Below are 16,170 nucleotides of genomic sequence, written 5' to 3' on the forward strand. Positions count from 1 at the left end.
ATGCGCGCTGGCGTGGTCAGCTGGCAGCTGGCCCAGACGTTCTGGGTCGGCGGTCTCTGGTTATTGCAGTTCGTCGTGCTGCCAGCATTGGCAAAAATTGGCCTCGCGCCGCTGCTGATCGAAGAGATCGCGGCTAGTCTGCGGCCGCTCTTGGTCGGCTTTGCCGGATTCTGCGTGTTGCTTCAAGCTATAGTGCTTATCCAGCTCAGCGGCTTTCGCAGCTTATGGCGAGACCTGCGTGGTCAGTTGTTGCTGTCGGTACTTTTGCTTGCGGCCAGCTATTTCGCTGTGCGGGCTGAACTCGTCGAATCGCCCTATTGGCTGGTGTTCAGCTATCTGGTGATGGGGCTGTGTGGACTGATACTGGTGTTGCAGGTCGCTCCCGGGCGGGAGCGATAGTCGAAGGCGAGCCTGTGAATGGCTCAGCCTTGGAAGCGATGTACGTTGGAGAGCTGCTTGTTCACCTTCGGGTTCTTGCGATAAACCAGCGCCATCTTGCCGATGGCCTGAACCAGTTCGCAGCCGCCGACTTTGCACAACTCCTCCATCACCGCTCGACGATCGTCGCGCTCGGTTATTCGCAGCTGTACCTTGATCAGCTCGTGATCGCTCAATGCGCGCTCCAACTCGGCCTGGACGCCCTCGGTCAGTCCGTTTTCGGACACGATCAGGACCGGCTTCAAATGATGGCCGATGGATTTGTATTGTTTCTTCTGCTCGTTAGTGAGCGGCATAATTCGACCCTTGCGTCAGAACCCTTGAAAACGGCGGCTAGTGTAACTGACACGCCTTGAGCCGCACAGATGAGGTATCAGCTTGGCACGCTCCAAGACCAGCCCGCGTTGGCTGAAAGAACATTTCGATGACCCGTATGTGAAAATGGCGCAGCGGGACGGCTATCGTTCCCGGGCGAGCTACAAGCTGCTCGAGATTCAGGATAAGGATCGAATCCTGCGCCCGGGCATGACCGTGGTCGATCTCGGCGCTGCACCGGGAGGCTGGTCTCAAGTCACCAGTCGTGTCATCGGCGATCGGGGGCGCTTGATCGCTTCCGATATCCTGCCCATGGATAGCATCGCTGATGTGACCTTCGTGCTCGGCGACTTTACCGAGGATGAGGTGTTTGCCGAAATTCTCCAGGCCATCGGCGAAACGCAGGTCGACCTTGTGATTTCCGATATGGCCCCCAATATGAGTGGAGTGAAGGTTGCTGATCAGGCGCGAGCGATGTTTCTCTGCGAGCTGGCCTTGGACTTGGCAATGCGCGTGCTGCGCCCGGGTGGTGATTTCCTGATCAAGGTTTTTCAGGGTGATGGCTTCGATGCCTACCTGAAGGACGTACGACAGAATTTCGAAAAGGTGCAGATGCGCAAGCCATTGTCATCAAGAGATCGCTCGCGCGAGCAGTATCTTTTGGCCCGCGGTTACCGGGGTGAAGGTAACGAGGCGGATTCGCCGCGGTCATAGTTGAAGACGACGAAAAAATCCCTGCAAGCCGCCAACTGCTTGGATTCCGGGCTAGCATGTTTCATATCGGGTTACAGACCAAGCTGCCCGTTCAGCGACGTTGTGTAGTAAGTTAAGCCGAGCGAACCATCGGCCGTCATGCAGGCTTCCGATAGCGGGCCTGCTCCAGAGGGTAGTGAATTGAACGACATGGCAAAAAACCTGATTCTGTGGTTGATCATCGCCGCGGTCCTGGTGACGGTGATGAACAATTTTTCTAGCCCGGCCGAGCCGCAAACGCTCAACTATTCGGATTTCATCGAGCAGGTAAAAGAGGGCGGGGTTGAGCGCGTGACCGTGGACGGCTATGTCATCACTGGCAAGCGCAGTGACGGCGAGACCTTCAAGACCATTCGTCCGGCCATCCAGGACAACGGGCTTATCGGCGACCTGATCAACAATGACGTTGTGATCGAAGGCAAGCAGCCAGAGCAGCAGAGCATCTGGACTCAGCTGCTGGTCGCCAGCTTCCCGATCCTGGTGATCATCGCTGTGTTCATGTTCTTCATGCGGCAGATGCAGGGCGGTGCCGGCGGTAAGGGCGGGCCGATGAGTTTCGGCAAGAGTAAGGCGCGTCTGCTTTCCGAGGACCAGGTGAAGACCACGTTTGCCGATGTTGCTGGTTGTGACGAGGCGAAGGAAGAAGTCACTGAGCTGGTCGAGTTCCTTCGCGACCCGGGCAAGTTTCAGCGTCTTGGTGGGCGAATTCCTCGCGGTGTGCTGATGGTGGGCTCCCCGGGTACCGGTAAGACACTGCTGGCCAAGGCGGTAGCCGGCGAGGCCAAGGTTCCGTTCTTTACCATCTCTGGTTCCGACTTCGTCGAAATGTTCGTCGGGGTGGGCGCCAGTCGTGTACGCGACATGTTTGAGCAGGCCAAAAAGCATGCACCCTGCATTATCTTCATCGATGAGATCGATGCGGTTGGTCGTCACCGCGGTGCCGGTCTTGGCGGTGGTCACGACGAGCGCGAGCAGACCCTCAACCAATTGCTGGTGGAGATGGATGGTTTCGAAATGAACGATGGCATCATCGTTATCGCCGCGACTAACCGCCCAGACGTGCTTGACCCTGCACTGCTGCGCCCCGGCCGCTTCGACCGTCAGGTTGTCGTCGGTCTGCCGGACATTCGTGGTCGCGAGCAGATTCTCAAGGTGCATATGCGCAAAGTTCCGCTTGGCGACAGTGTCGAGCCGGCGCTGATCGCTCGCGGTACTCCTGGTTTCTCCGGTGCCGACCTGGCCAACCTAGTTAATGAAGCCTCACTGTTCGCGGCGCGAGCTGGCAAACGTGTGGTGGAAATGAAGGAATTCGAGCTGGCCAAAGACAAGATCATGATGGGTGCTGAGCGCAAATCGATGGTCATGTCCGAAAAAGAGCGTCTCAACACGGCCTACCATGAGGCGGGCCATGCCATCGTCGGACGCATCGTGCCGGAGCACGATCCAGTTTATAAAGTTTCGATCATTCCTCGGGGTAGAGCGTTGGGCGTCACGATGTTTCTTCCCGAGGAGGATCGCTACAGCCTTTCGAAGCGTGCCTTGATCAGCCAGATATGCTCATTGTTCGGCGGCCGCATCGCCGAGGAAATGACGCTTGGCTTCGAGGGTGTTACGACCGGGGCGTCGAACGACATTATGCGTGCCACTCAGCTGGCTCGAAACATGGTGACCAAATGGGGCCTGTCCGAGAAGCTCGGCCCGCTGATGTACGCTGAAGAAGAGGGCGAGGTGTTCTTAGGCCGTAGCGCGGGAAGTCAACACACCAATGTTTCCGGCGACACCGCAAAGCTGATTGACCTGGAAGTGCGCAGCATCATCGACCAATGCTACGGCACGGCAAAGCAGATCCTCGCAGACAATCGCGATAAGTTGGATCTGATGGCCGAGACGTTGATGAAATATGAAACCATCGACGCCGAACAGATCGACGACATCATGGCGGGCCGGACCCCGCGTGAACCTCGTGATTGGCAGGACGGTTCCGGGCCTACCGGGACGCCTGCACAACCTGAGGGCGGCCGCCCGCAGACGCCGATCGGTGGTCCAGCCGGCGAGCACTAAGCCAAGGCCTACTTTTCAATGACCGAAATGTTGCACCCAACCCGGCTGTCCTGTGGCAGCCGGGTTCTTGATTTATCCGTCCCCCATGTCATGGGCATTCTTAACGTTACGCCTGACTCGTTCTCCGATGGCGGCCAGCATGTTGGTGTCGAAGATGCGTTGCGCCATGCCTCGGCGATGGTTGCCGCTGGCGCGACGCTGGTCGACGTGGGAGGGGAGTCGACCCGCCCCGGCGCGCGCGTCGTTTCGCCGATCGAGGAGTTGGAGCGCGTCGCTCCGGTCGTTGATGCGATTGCTCGCGAGCTCGACGTGGTTATCTCAGTCGATACCTCGACACCTGCCGTAATACGCGAATGCGCGCGTCTCGGTGCCGGTCTGATCAATGATGTTCGTTCGCTCTCTCGCGATGGGGCGCTGGACGCCGCTGTCGATAGCGGTCTTCCGGTGTGTCTGATGCATATGCGCGGTGAGCCGGCCGACATGCAGAATGATCCGAGCTATCGGGATGTTACTTCCGAGGTAGTTGAGTTCTTACGAGAGCGGATGAGGGTGTGTGCCTCGGCCGGCATTCCGGCAGAACGGATTATGTTGGACCCGGGGTTCGGCTTCGCCAAGAGCCTGTCGCATAACCTCAGCCTGTTCAAGCATATGGACCAGCTTCACGCTTTGGGGCGTCCATTGCTAATAGGAGTTTCGCGAAAGAGCATGATCGGGCAGGCGCTCGAACGCGACGTAGCGCATCGCTTATATGGAAGCCTGGCTCTTGCAGCGCTGGCCGTGACCAAGGGCGCTAGTATTTTACGTGTACACGACGTGGCTGAAACGGTTGATGTGGTTCGAATGATTGCTGCAGTGCAGACGGCAGAATAGGAAGTCACCATGAGCAAAAAGTATTTTGGAACCGATGGCATTCGCGGTCATGTAGGGCAGTTCCCGATCACCCCGGACTTCATGCTCAAGCTTGGATGGGCTGCCGGGATGGCTTTTCGTAAGCACGGCAAGTGCCGCATTCTGATCGGTAAGGACACCCGCATTTCCGGATACATGTTCGAGTCCGCCCTGCAAGCCGGGCTCTCCGCTGCGGGCGCTGATGTGTTGCTACTCGGGCCAATGCCGACCCCGGCGGTCGCATATTTGACACGTACTTTTCACGCTGACGCGGGTATCGTGATCAGTGCATCGCACAATCCGCATCATGATAATGGCATTAAATTCTTTTCCGGGCGTGGCACTAAGCTGCCGGACGAGGTCGAGCTGATGATCGAGGAGCTGCTTGATGCGCCGATGACCGTCGTAGAGTCAGAGCAGCTTGGCAAAGCATCGCGAATCAACGATGCGGCCGGTCGTTATATCGAGTTTTGCAAGAGCAGTGTGCCGACTAGCACTGACTTCTCGGGTATGAAGGTCGTGCTCGATTGTGCGCATGGTGCGACCTACAAGGTGGCCCCTAGTGTGTTTCGCGAGCTTGGGGCGGACGTAGTGGTTATCGCTGCGCAGCCTGACGGCCTCAATATCAATGCAGGCGTTGGGTCTACCCATGTAGTGCAGCTGCAGAAAGCTGTGGTCGAGTATGGTGCGGATTTCGGTATCGCCTTCGACGGGGATGGCGATCGCGTGATGATGGTCGATCACACGGGTGCACAGGTGGATGGCGACGAACTGCTCTACATCATTGCCACCGACTTGCAGGATCGTGGCTACCTGACTGGAGGTGTTGTTGGGACGCTGATGAGCAATCTGGGGCTCGAATTGGCGTTGAAGGCACGCGATATTCCGTTCGTTCGGGCGAAGGTGGGTGACCGGTACGTAATGGCAGAGATGCTTGAGCGTGACTGGGTGCTTGGCGGCGAAAACTCAGGGCACATAGTCTGTGCACAGCACGTGTCTACCGGCGATGCGATTATCGCTGCGCTTCAGGTCGTGCTGGCATTGAGACGTCGCGGTCAGAGCCTCGCGCAGGAGCGTCTGGCCTGGAAAAAGTGTCCGCAGGTCTTGATCAATGTGCGTTTCGTGGGCGATCGTGACCCTATTTCTCACCCTCAGGTACAGGCAGTCTGTGACAGTGTTACCGAGCGCATGGCGGGACGTGGTCGCGTGCTGTTGCGCAAGTCGGGAACCGAGCCTTTGGTTAGGGTTATGGTCGAGGGCGACGATGAGAAGCAGGTCCGCAGTTATGCCGAAGAACTGGCGAACGTAGTTACGGAAGTTTGTGTGTGATTCCCGCTTGCCAGGTTTGTTTCCGTTGAGTACCATCTGCGCCCACTTTGACCGACGAGGTAAAGCATGCGTCGCCCCTTGGTAGCTGGTAACTGGAAAATGAACGGTACCCGCGCCAGCGTCGCAGAGCTGATCGAGGCGCTCAGCCAGCAGGATATTCCTGCAGCAGTAGAAGTGGTGGTTTTTCCGTCCTTTCTGCATTTGGCTCAAGCTGTAAGTGGCTTGGACGGCGAGATGATTGCCGTCGGCGGCCAAGACTGTGCAGCAGAAGCTGGCTTCGGTGCTTTTACCGGTGAGCAGTCTGCTTCCCAGTTGGCTGATGTTGGTTGCGAATGGGTTCTGGTTGGTCACTCTGAACGACGCTTGATTTTGGGCGAAGGCGACGAGGTGGTGAGCAAGAAATTCGCCGCGGCGCTGGAGTGTGGAGTGATCCCGGTGTTGTGTCTTGGTGAAACACTAGAGCAGCGCCAGGCGGGCCAGACATTGAAAGTGGTAGAGCGTCAGCTGGCTCGCATAATAGCTGATGTTGGAATTTCAGCCTTCGAGAAGGCGGTTGTGGCTTACGAGCCGGTCTGGGCAATTGGTTCCGGGCTTACGGCGACGCCGCAGCAGGCTCAGGAAGTGCATGCTGCCATTCGAGAGCAGTTGGCGCGTAAAGATCAGCGTATCGCTGAAGGCGTGCGTGTTTTGTACGGCGGCAGTGTGAAGGTGGAAAATGCCGCCGAGCTTTTCGGAATGGCAGATATCGACGGGGGGCTTATCGGTGGCGCCTCTCTGAAAGCGAATGATTTCGGCGCGATTTGTCGTGCCGCAGGGAACTGATCAGATGTTGCAGACTGTTGTGATTGTGGTGCATCTGCTGGTTGCCATTGGTGTGGTATTGCTTGTGCTACTGCAGCAGGGCAAGGGTGCGGATGCTGGTGCGTCTTTCGGTTCGGGTGCTTCGGCAACGGTTTTCGGAAGTCAAGGTTCCTCTACCTTTCTTAGTCGTTTTACTGCTATACTCGCCGGCGTTTTTTTTGTGACAAGTCTGGGGTTGGCGTTCTTTGCAACGCAGCAAGCTGATCAGATGTCACAAGTTGGCTTGCCGGATCCAGCAGTGCTGGAGGTGCCTGTCAGCAAGCCAGCGGTTGAGGATGTGCCTGTTCTGGAGTCCGCTCCGTCTGCGGATAGCACCGACGAGGTGCCGGAGATACAGAAGCAGTAGCAAAGGTTTTGCCGAGGTGGTGGAATTGGTAGACACGCTACCTTGAGGTGGTAGTGGCCATAGGCTGTAGGGGTTCGAGTCCCCTCCTCGGTACCAAACAAGTAGGCCCGCAGATGCGGGCTTTCTTGTTTTAGTGTTTTGGTTGACCTGTGATAGGTGCGGTCGTATAATTCGTGCCCAGTTTGACGCGGGGTGGAGCAGTCTGGTAGCTCGTCGGGCTCATAACCCGAAGGTCGTTGGTTCAAATCCAGCCCCCGCAACCAGTTGATGAAGAGCCCCTAAACAAAGGGGCTTTTTATTGGCTTCAAGCCAGGTCGCCGGCATTTACAGGCGATCAATAGGGATGGGCGTTTCGCCCATTTTTCATTTGTACAGCATGCGCGAGGGACTTCGATGTCGAGCAAGCTAGAACAGTTGCAGGCCTTGTTGGCCCCGGTGGTCGAGGCGCTTGGCTATCAGTGCTGGGGTATCGAATTCATTTCCCAGGGGCGGCATTCCTTGTTGAGGGTCTACATCGATCATTCCAACGGGATTCTTGTCGATGACTGTGAAAAGGTCAGTCGCCAGCTCAGTGGTGTTCTCGACGTCGAAGATCCGATCAGCTCCGATTACACCCTTGAGGTGTCTTCGCCTGGTATGGATCGGCCACTGTTCACGCTTGAACAGTACGTTGCGCACGTGGGTGAACAGGTAAAAATAAAACTGCGCTCGCCCTTCGAGGGCCGGCGTAATTTCCAGGGTCTTCTCCGCGGGGTCGAAGAGCAGGATGTGGTGGTGCTGGTGGATGATCACGAGTATCTGTTGCCGATCGACATGATCGACAAGACCAACATTCTTCCACGTTTTGAGTAAAACGCGGATCCCGCGGACCCCAATGGATTGCGAAAGGCGAGGCGTACGATGAGCAAAGAAGTACTGCTGGTGGTGGAGTCGGTATCCAACGAAAAAGGCGTACCGGCCGGTGTGATTTTCGAGGCATTGGAGCTGGCTTTGGCCACTGCTACCAAGAAGCGCTTCGAAGACGAAGTTGACCTGCGTGTTGAAATCAATCGGCAGAATGGTAGCTATGAGACCTTCCGTCGTTGGACGATTGTCGAAGAAGAAGAATTCGACGATCCGGCACACCAACTGACCGTCGACATGGAGCAGGCTCTCGAGGCCGGCGCTAAGATTGGGGACGTTCTCGAAGAAAAGATCGAATCCATCGAGTTCGGTCGTATCGCTGCGCAAACTGCCAAGCAAGTCATCGTGCAGAAGGTTCGTGAGGCTGAGCGTGCACAGGTGGTCGAGGCCTATCGCGATCGCCTGGGTGAAATCATCTCCGGTACGGTAAAGAAGGTCACCCGCGACAGTGTCATCGTTGATCTTGGCAATAACGCCGAGGCGTTGCTTGCACGCGAAGATATCATTGCGCGCGAAACCTTTCGTGTCGGCGCTCGAGTGCGAGCGCTGCTTCGTGAAATCCGCACAGAGAACCGCGGGCCGCAGCTGATTCTGTCGCGTACAGCGCCGCAAATGCTGATCGAGTTGTTCCGTATCGAAGTGCCGGAAATCGCCGAAGGGCTTATCGAGGTAATGGGCGCATCGCGCGATCCAGGCTCGCGCGCCAAGATTGCCGTTCGTTCCAAAGACAAGCGCATCGATCCGCAAGGCGCCTGCATTGGCATGCGCGGCTCGCGGGTTCAAGCCGTCTCTGGAGAAATTGGTGGCGAGCGTGTCGACATTGTGCTGTGGGATGAGAATCCGGCGCAGTTCGTCATTAACGCAATGGCCCCAGCGGAAGTCGCTGCCATCATCGTCGACGAAGACGCCCATGCCATGGATATCGCTGTTGGCGAAGACAACCTGGCTCAAGCGATCGGTCGTGGCGGGCAGAACGTGCGCCTCGCCAGCCAGCTGACAGGCTGGACGCTGAACGTGATGACCGAGGCGGATATTCAGACCAAACAACAGGAAGAAACTGGCGACATCCTGCGCAATTTCATCGAAGAGCTGGATGTCGATGAGGAACTCGCGCAAGTACTGGTCGAGGAAGGTTTCACTTCGCTCGAAGAAATCGCCTACGTCCCAATGGAGGAAATGCTCGGCATCGAAGGCTTCGACGAAGATATCGTCAATGAGCTGCGGACCCGCGCCAAGGATCGCCTGCTGACCAAGGCTATCGCAACGGAAGAAAAACTGGCAGACGCCCAGCCGGCCGAGGATTTGCTCGAGCTGGAAGGCATGGACAAGGAACTGGCGGTCGAGTTGGCGATGCGGGGTGTCATTACTCGCGAAGACTTGGCCGAGCAGTCGATTGACGACCTACTCGACATAGACGGCATAAATCAAGAACGTGCCGGCAAGCTGATCATGGCCGCCCGAGCCCACTGGTTCGAGTAAGTAATTTAGCGGCCTGAGGAGAGAGATGCATGACGCAAGTCACGGTGAAAGAACTGGCCCAGGTGGTCGACACACCGGTCGAGCGACTGCTACAGCAGATGCGTGAGGCAGGACTGTCGCACACCAGCGCCGAGCAAGTAGTGACCGATAATGAAAAGCAGGCCCTGTTGGCGCACCTCAAGAGCAGCCACGGTGCCAAAGTGGATGAGCCGCGCAAGATTACCTTGCAGCGCAAAACCACTACCAAGCTGAAGGTCGCTGGCAGCAAGACCATTAGCGTTGAAGTTCGCAAGAAAAAGACGTTCGTCAAGCGCAGCCCCGACGAGATCGAAGCCGAGAAGCAGCGCGAGCTGGAAGAGCAGCGCGCGGTGGAAGAGGCTGCTCGTCAGAAGGAAGCCGAGGAGGCGCGCCTGCGTGCCGAAGAGGAAGCGCGTCGTAAAGCCGAACTCGAAGCCAAGGCAGAAACTCCATCAGCTCCGCAGGCTACCGCAGAGCCGGTAGCTACCGTTGCCGCACCTGTCGCCCCGACCGCTCCGGTCGAGGAGCGCAAGAAGGACGAGCCTCGTCGCGCAGAAAAAACTCGCAGTGATGACGACGAGCGTCGTGACCGCAAACAGGCCCAGCATCGCCCATCGCTCAAGGCGAAGGCTCCGTTGTCACGTACTGTGCGCAGTGGTGAAGACGATGCCGATGGCTTCCGTCGTGGTGGTCGTGGCAAGTCAAAGCTGAAGAAGCGCAACGCACATGGCTTCCAGAGCCCGACCGGCCCGGTCATTCGTGAAGTTGCGATTGGTGAAACCATCACCGTTGGCGATCTTGCGCAGAAGATGTCCGTTAAGGCTGCCGAAGTCATCAAGTTCATGTTCAAGATGGGCACTCCGGTGACTATCAACCAAGTGCTGGATCAGGAAACTGCCCAGCTGATCGCCGAAGAACTGGGTCACAAGGTCCGTCTGGTCAGCGATAACGCATTGGAAGAGCAACTGGCAGAACTGCTGAAGTTCGAAGGCGAGGCCATCACCCGTGCACCGGTAGTGACCGTGATGGGCCACGTCGACCACGGCAAAACCTCATTGCTCGACTATATTCGTCGCGCCAAGGTTGCTGCTGGCGAAGCTGGCGGAATCACTCAGCATATCGGTGCCTATCACGTTGAAACCGAGCGTGGCATGGTTACCTTCCTCGACACCCCAGGTCACGCTGCGTTTACCGCAATGCGTGCCCGCGGTGCTCAGGCGACCGATATCGTAATTCTGGTCGTTGCGGCGGACGACGGGGTCATGCCGCAGACCATCGAAGCTGTTCAGCATGCGAAGGCCGCCGGTGTTCCGCTGGTCGTTGCTGTGAACAAGATCGACAAGCCGGGGGCTGATCTCGATCGTATCCGCAGCGAGCTGTCCGCACACGACGTCACATCCGAGGAGTGGGGCGGCGACACGCCGTTCGTGCCGGTATCGGCAAAGATGGGTACGGGTGTCGACGATCTGCTCGAAGCCGTTCTACTGCAGGCGGAAATTCTTGAGTTGACTGCAACCCCGTCCGCGCCTGGTCGTGGTGTGGTCGTCGAATCGCGCCTCGATAAGGGACGCGGCCCGGTGGCTACCGTGCTGGTTCAGGACGGTACGTTGCGTCAGGGCGATATGGTATTGGTCGGTTCGAACTACGGCCGCATCCGCGCCATGCTCGATGAAAATGGCAAGCCGATAAAAGAAGCAGGCCCGTCGATTCCGGTAGAAATCCTCGGTCTGGACGGCACACCGGACGCCGGCGATGAGATGAGCGTGCTGGCTGACGAGAAAAAAGCGCGCGAAGTCGCCCTTTTCCGTCAGGGCAAGTTCCGCGAAGTCAAACTGGCCCGTGCCCACGCTGGCAAGCTGGAAAACATTTTCGAGAACATGGGACAAGAAGAGAAGAAGACGCTCAACATCGTCCTCAAATCCGATGTCCGTGGCTCGCTTGAAGCGTTGCAGGGCTCGCTCGGGGGATTGGGTAACGACGAGGTACAGGTGCGTGTGATCGGCGGCGGTGTCGGTGGTATTACCGAAAGCGACGCCAACTTGGCGCTGGCCTCCAACGCTGTACTGTTCGGCTTCAACGTCCGTGCCGATGCTGGCGCGCGAAAGATCGTCGAGCAGGAAGGTCTGGATCTGCGTTATTACAACGTGATCTACGACATTATCGAGGACGTTAAGAAAGCTCTCACTGGCATGCTCGGCAGTGACGTGCGAGAGAATATTCTCGGTGTGGCGGAAGTTCGCGATGTGTTCCGTTCGCCCAAGTTCGGTGCTGTTGCTGGCTGCATGGTCGTCGAGGGTATGGTTCACCGCAATCGTCCGATCCGCGTTCTGCGCGACGACGTGGTCATTTTCGAAGGCGAGCTGGAATCCCTGCGCCGCTTCAAGGATGACGTCGCCGAAGTACGTGCCGGCATGGAATGCGGTATCGCGGTGAAGAGCTACAACGACGTCAAGGCTGGCGACAAGATCGAAGTGTTCGAGAAAGTCGAAGTGGCTCGTTCGCTCTAAACAGCAGCTGCAAGCATCAGGCGGCAAGTTTCAAGAGGCGGCTCCGGCTGCCGATTGAGCTTGCCGTTTGGCTTTGTGGTTGGAAATTTCATAGCTTGCAGCTTGCAGCTTGCAGCTTGAGGCGGATCTTATGGCCAAAGAATTCAGCCGTACCCAGCGTATCGGCGACCAGATGCAGCGCGAGCTGGCGCTGTTGATTCAACGTGAAGTCAAGGACCCGCGCCTGGGTCTAGTCACCATTACCGGTGTCGAGGTCAGTCGTGATCTTTCCCATGCCAAGGTGTTCATCACTATCATGGGCAAGGATGACGACGAGGATGCGGTCAAAGGCAATCTTCGGATTCTCAACGATGCCAGCGGTTTTTTAAGGATGCAGCTGGGTAAGGCGATGAAACTACGCACCGTGCCTCAATTGCATTTCAATTACGACGCCAGCGTTCGTCGCGGTGTGGAGCTGACGTCGCTTATCGAGCGTGCTGTCGCGGAAGATCGCAAACACAGCGATGACGGTGGAGAATAACGTTTGGCACAGGTAAAACGCGTTCGCCGCGCAGTCAGCGGCATCATTCTCCTCGATAAGCCCCGCGGTTTTAGCTCCAATGCAGCGTTACAGAAGGTTCGCTGGTTGCTCAACGCCGAGAAAGCCGGCCATACGGGTAGCCTCGATCCGCTGGCTACCGGCGTGCTGCCATTGTGTTTCGGTGAGGCAACCAAGTTTTCTCAGTACCTACTAGGCGCCGACAAGAGCTATGAAACATTGGCGCAGCTTGGTGTCACCACTACGACCGCCGATGCGGAAGGCGAGGTGCTCGCACGCAAGCCGGTAACGATCACCCAGGCGCAGCTCGAAGCAGTACTTCCGCAGTTTCGTGGAGACATCCAGCAGGTGCCGCCGATGTATTCGGCGCTCAAGCGCGATGGCCAACCACTGTACAAGCTGGCGCGTGCAGGAGAGGTGGTGGAGCGCGAGCCGCGTTCTGTTACCATTGCGAGCTTGGATTTGCTTTCGTTGGAAGCGGATCAGGTCCGCTTTGCCGTGGCGTGCAGCAAAGGCACCTATATTCGAACGCTGGTCGAGGATATCGGGCACGAGCTGGGTTGCGGTGCACACGTGACCGAGCTGCGTCGAACCCAGGCTGGGCCTTTCCACTTGGCTCAGACAGTCAGCCTCGAGGAACTCGAACGAGTACATGCCGAGGGCGGTGCGGACGCGGTCGACGCCTTTCTAAAGCCGATCGATAGCGGGCTCGAGCACTGGCCGCTGCTGCAGCTGTCAGAGCACAGCGCCTTTTATTGGCTGCATGGCCAGCCGGTACGTGCGCCGGAAGCGCCGAAGTTCGGCATGTTGCGGGTACAGGATCATAATGGTCGCTTCATTGGCATCGGTGAAGTGAGTGAAGACGGGCGAATTGCGCCGCGTCGGCTGATTCGGTCGGAATGACCGATACGCAGTGCGCCTCAAAGCGTGCCGCGTTACGAGGATGGCTGTCGGCAGGCACGGTCATTCCTTATTTAAAACACGGGACACGTCCCGGCCTGTTCATATAAGGAGCCCATCATGGCACTTAGCGTTGAAGAAAAATCCCAGATCGTTAACGAGTACAAGCAAGCTGAAGGCGATACCGGTTCTCCGGAAGTGCAGGTTGCCCTGCTGACCGCCAACATCAATAAGCTGCAAGGTCACTTCAAGGCCAACGGTAAGGACCACCACTCCCGTCGTGGCCTGATCCGTATGGTCAACCAGCGTCGTAAGCTGCTGGATTACCTGAAGGGCAAGGACACCACTCGTTACAGCGCCCTAATCGGTCGTCTGGGTCTGCGTCGTTAAGACGTAGCGAGCTTGAAGCCGGGAGCTGGAAGCTTGAAGTTGTATGTCGGAGGAGTTCTCCGCTTCCAGCTTCGGGCTTCCAGCTTTTTGGCTTTTGCAGGAGAGATCGGGTCCGATTCCCGCCGCTCCCGCCGATTTCCCCCAAAGGCAATAGAGAGAAGGAAAACACCGTGAACCCGGTAATCAAGAAATTCCAGTTCGGTCAATCGACCGTTACCCTCGAGACTGGCCGTATCGCCCGTCAAGCCTCCGGCGCAGTGCTGGTCACCGTTGACGAGGACGTCACCGTATTGGTGGCCGTCACCGGCGCCAAGACAGCAGACCCAAGCAAGGGCTTTTTCCCGCTTTCAGTTCATTATCAGGAAAAGACCTACGCAGCCGGCAAGATCCCTGGCGGCTTCTTTAAGCGCGAAGCGCGTCCATCCGAGAAGGAAACTCTGACCTCGCGACTGATCGATCGCCCGATTCGTCCGCTGTTCCCGGAAGGTTTCCAGAACGAAGTGCAAGTTATCTGCACCGTCGTGTCGACCAGCAAGAAGACCGATCCGGACATCGCTGCGATGATCGGTACCTCCGCTGCGCTGGCCATTTCCGGCATTCCGTTCAACGGTCCGATCGGTGCCGCGCGCGTCGCCTTCCACCCGGAAACTGGCTATCTGCTGAACCCGACTTACGAGCAGCTCAAGGCATCCAGCCTGGACATGGTCGTCGCGGGTACCAAAGACGCCGTGCTGATGGTCGAGTCCGAAGCCAAAGAGCTGACCGAAGACCAGATGCTGGGCGCCGTATTGTTCGCCCATGACGAATTCCAGGCTGTGATCCAGGCTGTAACCGAGCTGGCTGCTGAAGCCGCCAAGCCGACCTGGGACTGGCAACCGAAGGCGGAAAACACGGCTCTGCTCACTGCCATTCGTAGCGAGTTCGGCGAGGCGATTTCCCAAGCCTACACCATTATCATCAAGCAGGATCGCTATGCGCGCCTGGGTGAGCTGCGTGACCAGATCGTCGCCAAATTCTCTGGCCAAGAAGGCCAGCCTTCTGCCGGCGAAGTGAAAGACGCTTTCGGCGAAATCGAATACCGTACCGTGCGCGAGAACATCGTCAACGGCAAGCCGCGTATCGACGGTCGTGACACCCGTACTGTACGTGGCTTGAACATCGAAGTCGGCGTGCTCGACAAGACCCACGGTTCGGCGCTATTTACCCGTGGCGAAACTCAGGCGCTGGTGGTTGCTACCCTGGGTACTGCGCGTGACGCCCAACTGCTCGACACGCTCGAAGGCGAGAAGAAAGACCCCTTCATGCTGCATTACAACTTCCCGCCGTACTCGGTGGGCGAGTGTGGACGCATGGGCGCTACCGGTCGCCGCGAAATTGGCCATGGCCGTCTGGCCCGTCGCTCCGTTTCTGCCATGCTGCCGAGCGCCGACGAGTTCCCGTACACCATCCGTGTGGTGTCGGAAATCACCGAATCCAACGGCTCCAGCTCCATGGCTTCCGTCTGCGGTGCCTCCCTGGCCCTGATGGACGCCGGTGTGCCGATGAAGGCGCCGGTGGCCGGTATCGCCATGGGTCTGGTCAAGGAAGGCGAGAAGTTTGCCGTACTGACCGACATCCTCGGTGACGAAGATCACCTGGGCGACATGGACTTCAAGGTGGCCGGTACCGCCAAGGGCGTCACCGCGCTGCAGATGGACATCAAGATCCAAGGCATCACCGAAGAGATCATGGAGCAGGCGCTGGAGCAGGCGCTGGAAGCGCGTCTGAACATCCTTGGTCAGATGAATCAGGTCATCGCGCAGTCGCGTACCGAGCTGTCGGCGAACGCACCGACCATGATTGCGATGAAGATCGACCAGGACAAGATCCGCGATGTTATCGGAAAGGGCGGCGCCACTATCCGTAGCATTTGCGAAGAAACCAAAGCCTCGATCGATATCGAAGACGACGGCTCGATCAAGATCTTCGGCGAAACCAAGGAAGCTGCCGAGGCCGCCAAGCAGCGCGTACTGGGTATCACTGCCGAGGCCGAGATCGGTAAGATCTATGTTGGAAAGGTGGAGCGCATCGTCGACTTCGGTGCCTTCGTCAATATCCTGCCGGGCAAGGACGGTCTGGTGCACATTTCGATGCTGAGCGATCAGCGCGTCGAGAAAGTCACCGACGTGCTCAAGGAAGGCCAGGAAGTGAAGGTTCTGGTATTGGACGTCGATAACCGCGGTCGTATCAAGCTATCAATCAAGGATGTGGCAGCTGCCGAAGCCTCCGGCGCCTAAATGCAACGGCGATAGCAATGAAAGAAAGGACCCTTCGGGGTCCTTTTTCATTCCTCAGTATTCACGGACCACCCTTTTATGAAAACGGGTGTCGCGCTGGCGGCATCTGGGTTGCAAGTTGCAAGTTGCACGCTTCGCTGAGGCCGAACATGCAGTGTGCTAGTGGCT

At 57.6% G+C, this 16,170-nt stretch carries 15 protein-coding genes and 2 tRNA genes; 16 read left to right on the top strand and 1 reads right to left on the bottom strand.

All coding sequences use genetic code 11. The annotated features are described in order from the left end of the window. Complete coding sequence (locus NAV33_RS14200; RefSeq protein ID WP_255981630.1) at positions 1-399, top strand: DUF4149 domain-containing protein; 399 nt, start codon at positions 1-3, stop codon at positions 397-399. 23 nt (positions 400-422) lie between these two features. Here NAV33_RS14200 and NAV33_RS14205 read toward each other — a convergent pair whose 3' ends face one another. Beyond that, complete coding sequence (locus NAV33_RS14205) at positions 423-734, bottom strand: YhbY family RNA-binding protein (protein ID WP_255981129.1); 312 nt, start codon at positions 732-734, stop codon at positions 423-425. A gap of 82 nt (positions 735-816) precedes the next feature. On the opposite strand from NAV33_RS14205, the gene rlmE reads away from it, so the two are divergent. From rlmE to pnp, 15 genes are all read left to right on the top strand, one after another. Further along, positions 817-1,467: a 23S rRNA (uridine(2552)-2'-O)-methyltransferase RlmE gene (rlmE, locus tag NAV33_RS14210; RefSeq protein ID WP_255981131.1), complete on the top strand. Its 651-nt coding sequence runs from the start codon at positions 817-819 to the stop codon at positions 1,465-1,467. A 189-nt stretch (positions 1,468-1,656) separates the two neighbouring features. Continuing rightward, positions 1,657-3,567 (top strand): ATP-dependent zinc metalloprotease FtsH, encoded by a 1,911-nt coding sequence (gene ftsH / locus NAV33_RS14215; RefSeq protein ID WP_255981632.1) that lies wholly within the window; start codon positions 1,657-1,659, stop codon positions 3,565-3,567. Between the two features lie 18 nt (positions 3,568-3,585). Continuing rightward, positions 3,586-4,437: a dihydropteroate synthase gene (folP, locus tag NAV33_RS14220; protein WP_255981133.1), complete on the top strand. Its 852-nt coding sequence runs from the start codon at positions 3,586-3,588 to the stop codon at positions 4,435-4,437. A 9-nt stretch (positions 4,438-4,446) separates the two neighbouring features. Continuing rightward, the gene (glmM, locus tag NAV33_RS14225; protein ID WP_255981134.1) at positions 4,447-5,784 is read left to right on the top strand and encodes a phosphoglucosamine mutase; all 1,338 of its coding nucleotides are present in this window, start codon (positions 4,447-4,449) and stop codon (positions 5,782-5,784) included. A 66-nt stretch (positions 5,785-5,850) separates the two neighbouring features. Next, on the top strand, positions 5,851-6,606 hold the full coding sequence (gene tpiA / locus NAV33_RS14230; RefSeq protein ID WP_255981135.1) for a triose-phosphate isomerase: 756 nt from the start codon (positions 5,851-5,853) through the stop codon (positions 6,604-6,606). A gap of 4 nt (positions 6,607-6,610) precedes the next feature. Further along, positions 6,611-6,991: a preprotein translocase subunit SecG gene (gene secG, locus NAV33_RS14235; RefSeq protein WP_255981136.1), complete on the top strand. Its 381-nt coding sequence runs from the start codon at positions 6,611-6,613 to the stop codon at positions 6,989-6,991. 10 nt (positions 6,992-7,001) lie between these two features. Next, a tRNA-Leu gene (locus NAV33_RS14240) sits at positions 7,002-7,087 on the top strand. 90 nt (positions 7,088-7,177) lie between these two features. Beyond that, positions 7,178-7,254: transfer RNA gene (locus tag NAV33_RS14245), tRNA-Met, on the top strand. Between the two features lie 130 nt (positions 7,255-7,384). Continuing rightward, on the top strand, positions 7,385-7,843 hold the full coding sequence (rimP, locus tag NAV33_RS14250; RefSeq protein ID WP_255981137.1) for a ribosome maturation factor RimP: 459 nt from the start codon (positions 7,385-7,387) through the stop codon (positions 7,841-7,843). A gap of 48 nt (positions 7,844-7,891) precedes the next feature. Further along, complete coding sequence (gene nusA, locus NAV33_RS14255; RefSeq protein WP_255981139.1) at positions 7,892-9,373, top strand: transcription termination factor NusA; 1,482 nt, start codon at positions 7,892-7,894, stop codon at positions 9,371-9,373. 29 nt (positions 9,374-9,402) lie between these two features. Further along, on the top strand, positions 9,403-11,898 hold the full coding sequence (gene infB, locus NAV33_RS14260; RefSeq protein ID WP_255981141.1) for a translation initiation factor IF-2: 2,496 nt from the start codon (positions 9,403-9,405) through the stop codon (positions 11,896-11,898). A gap of 130 nt (positions 11,899-12,028) precedes the next feature. Beyond that, positions 12,029-12,418 (top strand): 30S ribosome-binding factor RbfA, encoded by a 390-nt coding sequence (gene rbfA / locus NAV33_RS14265; RefSeq protein WP_255981143.1) that lies wholly within the window; start codon positions 12,029-12,031, stop codon positions 12,416-12,418. Positions 12,419-12,421: 3 nt separating this feature from the next. Further along, a complete protein-coding gene (gene truB, locus NAV33_RS14270) occupies positions 12,422-13,339 on the top strand; it encodes a tRNA pseudouridine(55) synthase TruB (RefSeq protein WP_255981145.1) in 918 nt (305 codons plus the stop codon). A 117-nt stretch (positions 13,340-13,456) separates the two neighbouring features. Then, positions 13,457-13,726 carry a 30S ribosomal protein S15 gene (gene rpsO, locus NAV33_RS14275; protein WP_255981147.1) on the top strand — a complete coding sequence of 90 codons (270 nt, stop codon included), beginning with the start codon at positions 13,457-13,459 and terminating at the stop codon, positions 13,724-13,726. Between the two features lie 170 nt (positions 13,727-13,896). Continuing rightward, complete coding sequence (pnp, locus tag NAV33_RS14280; RefSeq protein WP_255981149.1) at positions 13,897-16,002, top strand: polyribonucleotide nucleotidyltransferase; 2,106 nt, start codon at positions 13,897-13,899, stop codon at positions 16,000-16,002. Positions 16,003-16,170: the final 168 nt, after the last annotated feature.

Source organism: Stutzerimonas stutzeri, from assembly GCF_024448715.1.
Lineage (GTDB): Bacteria > Pseudomonadota > Gammaproteobacteria > Pseudomonadales > Pseudomonadaceae > Stutzerimonas > Stutzerimonas stutzeri_AR.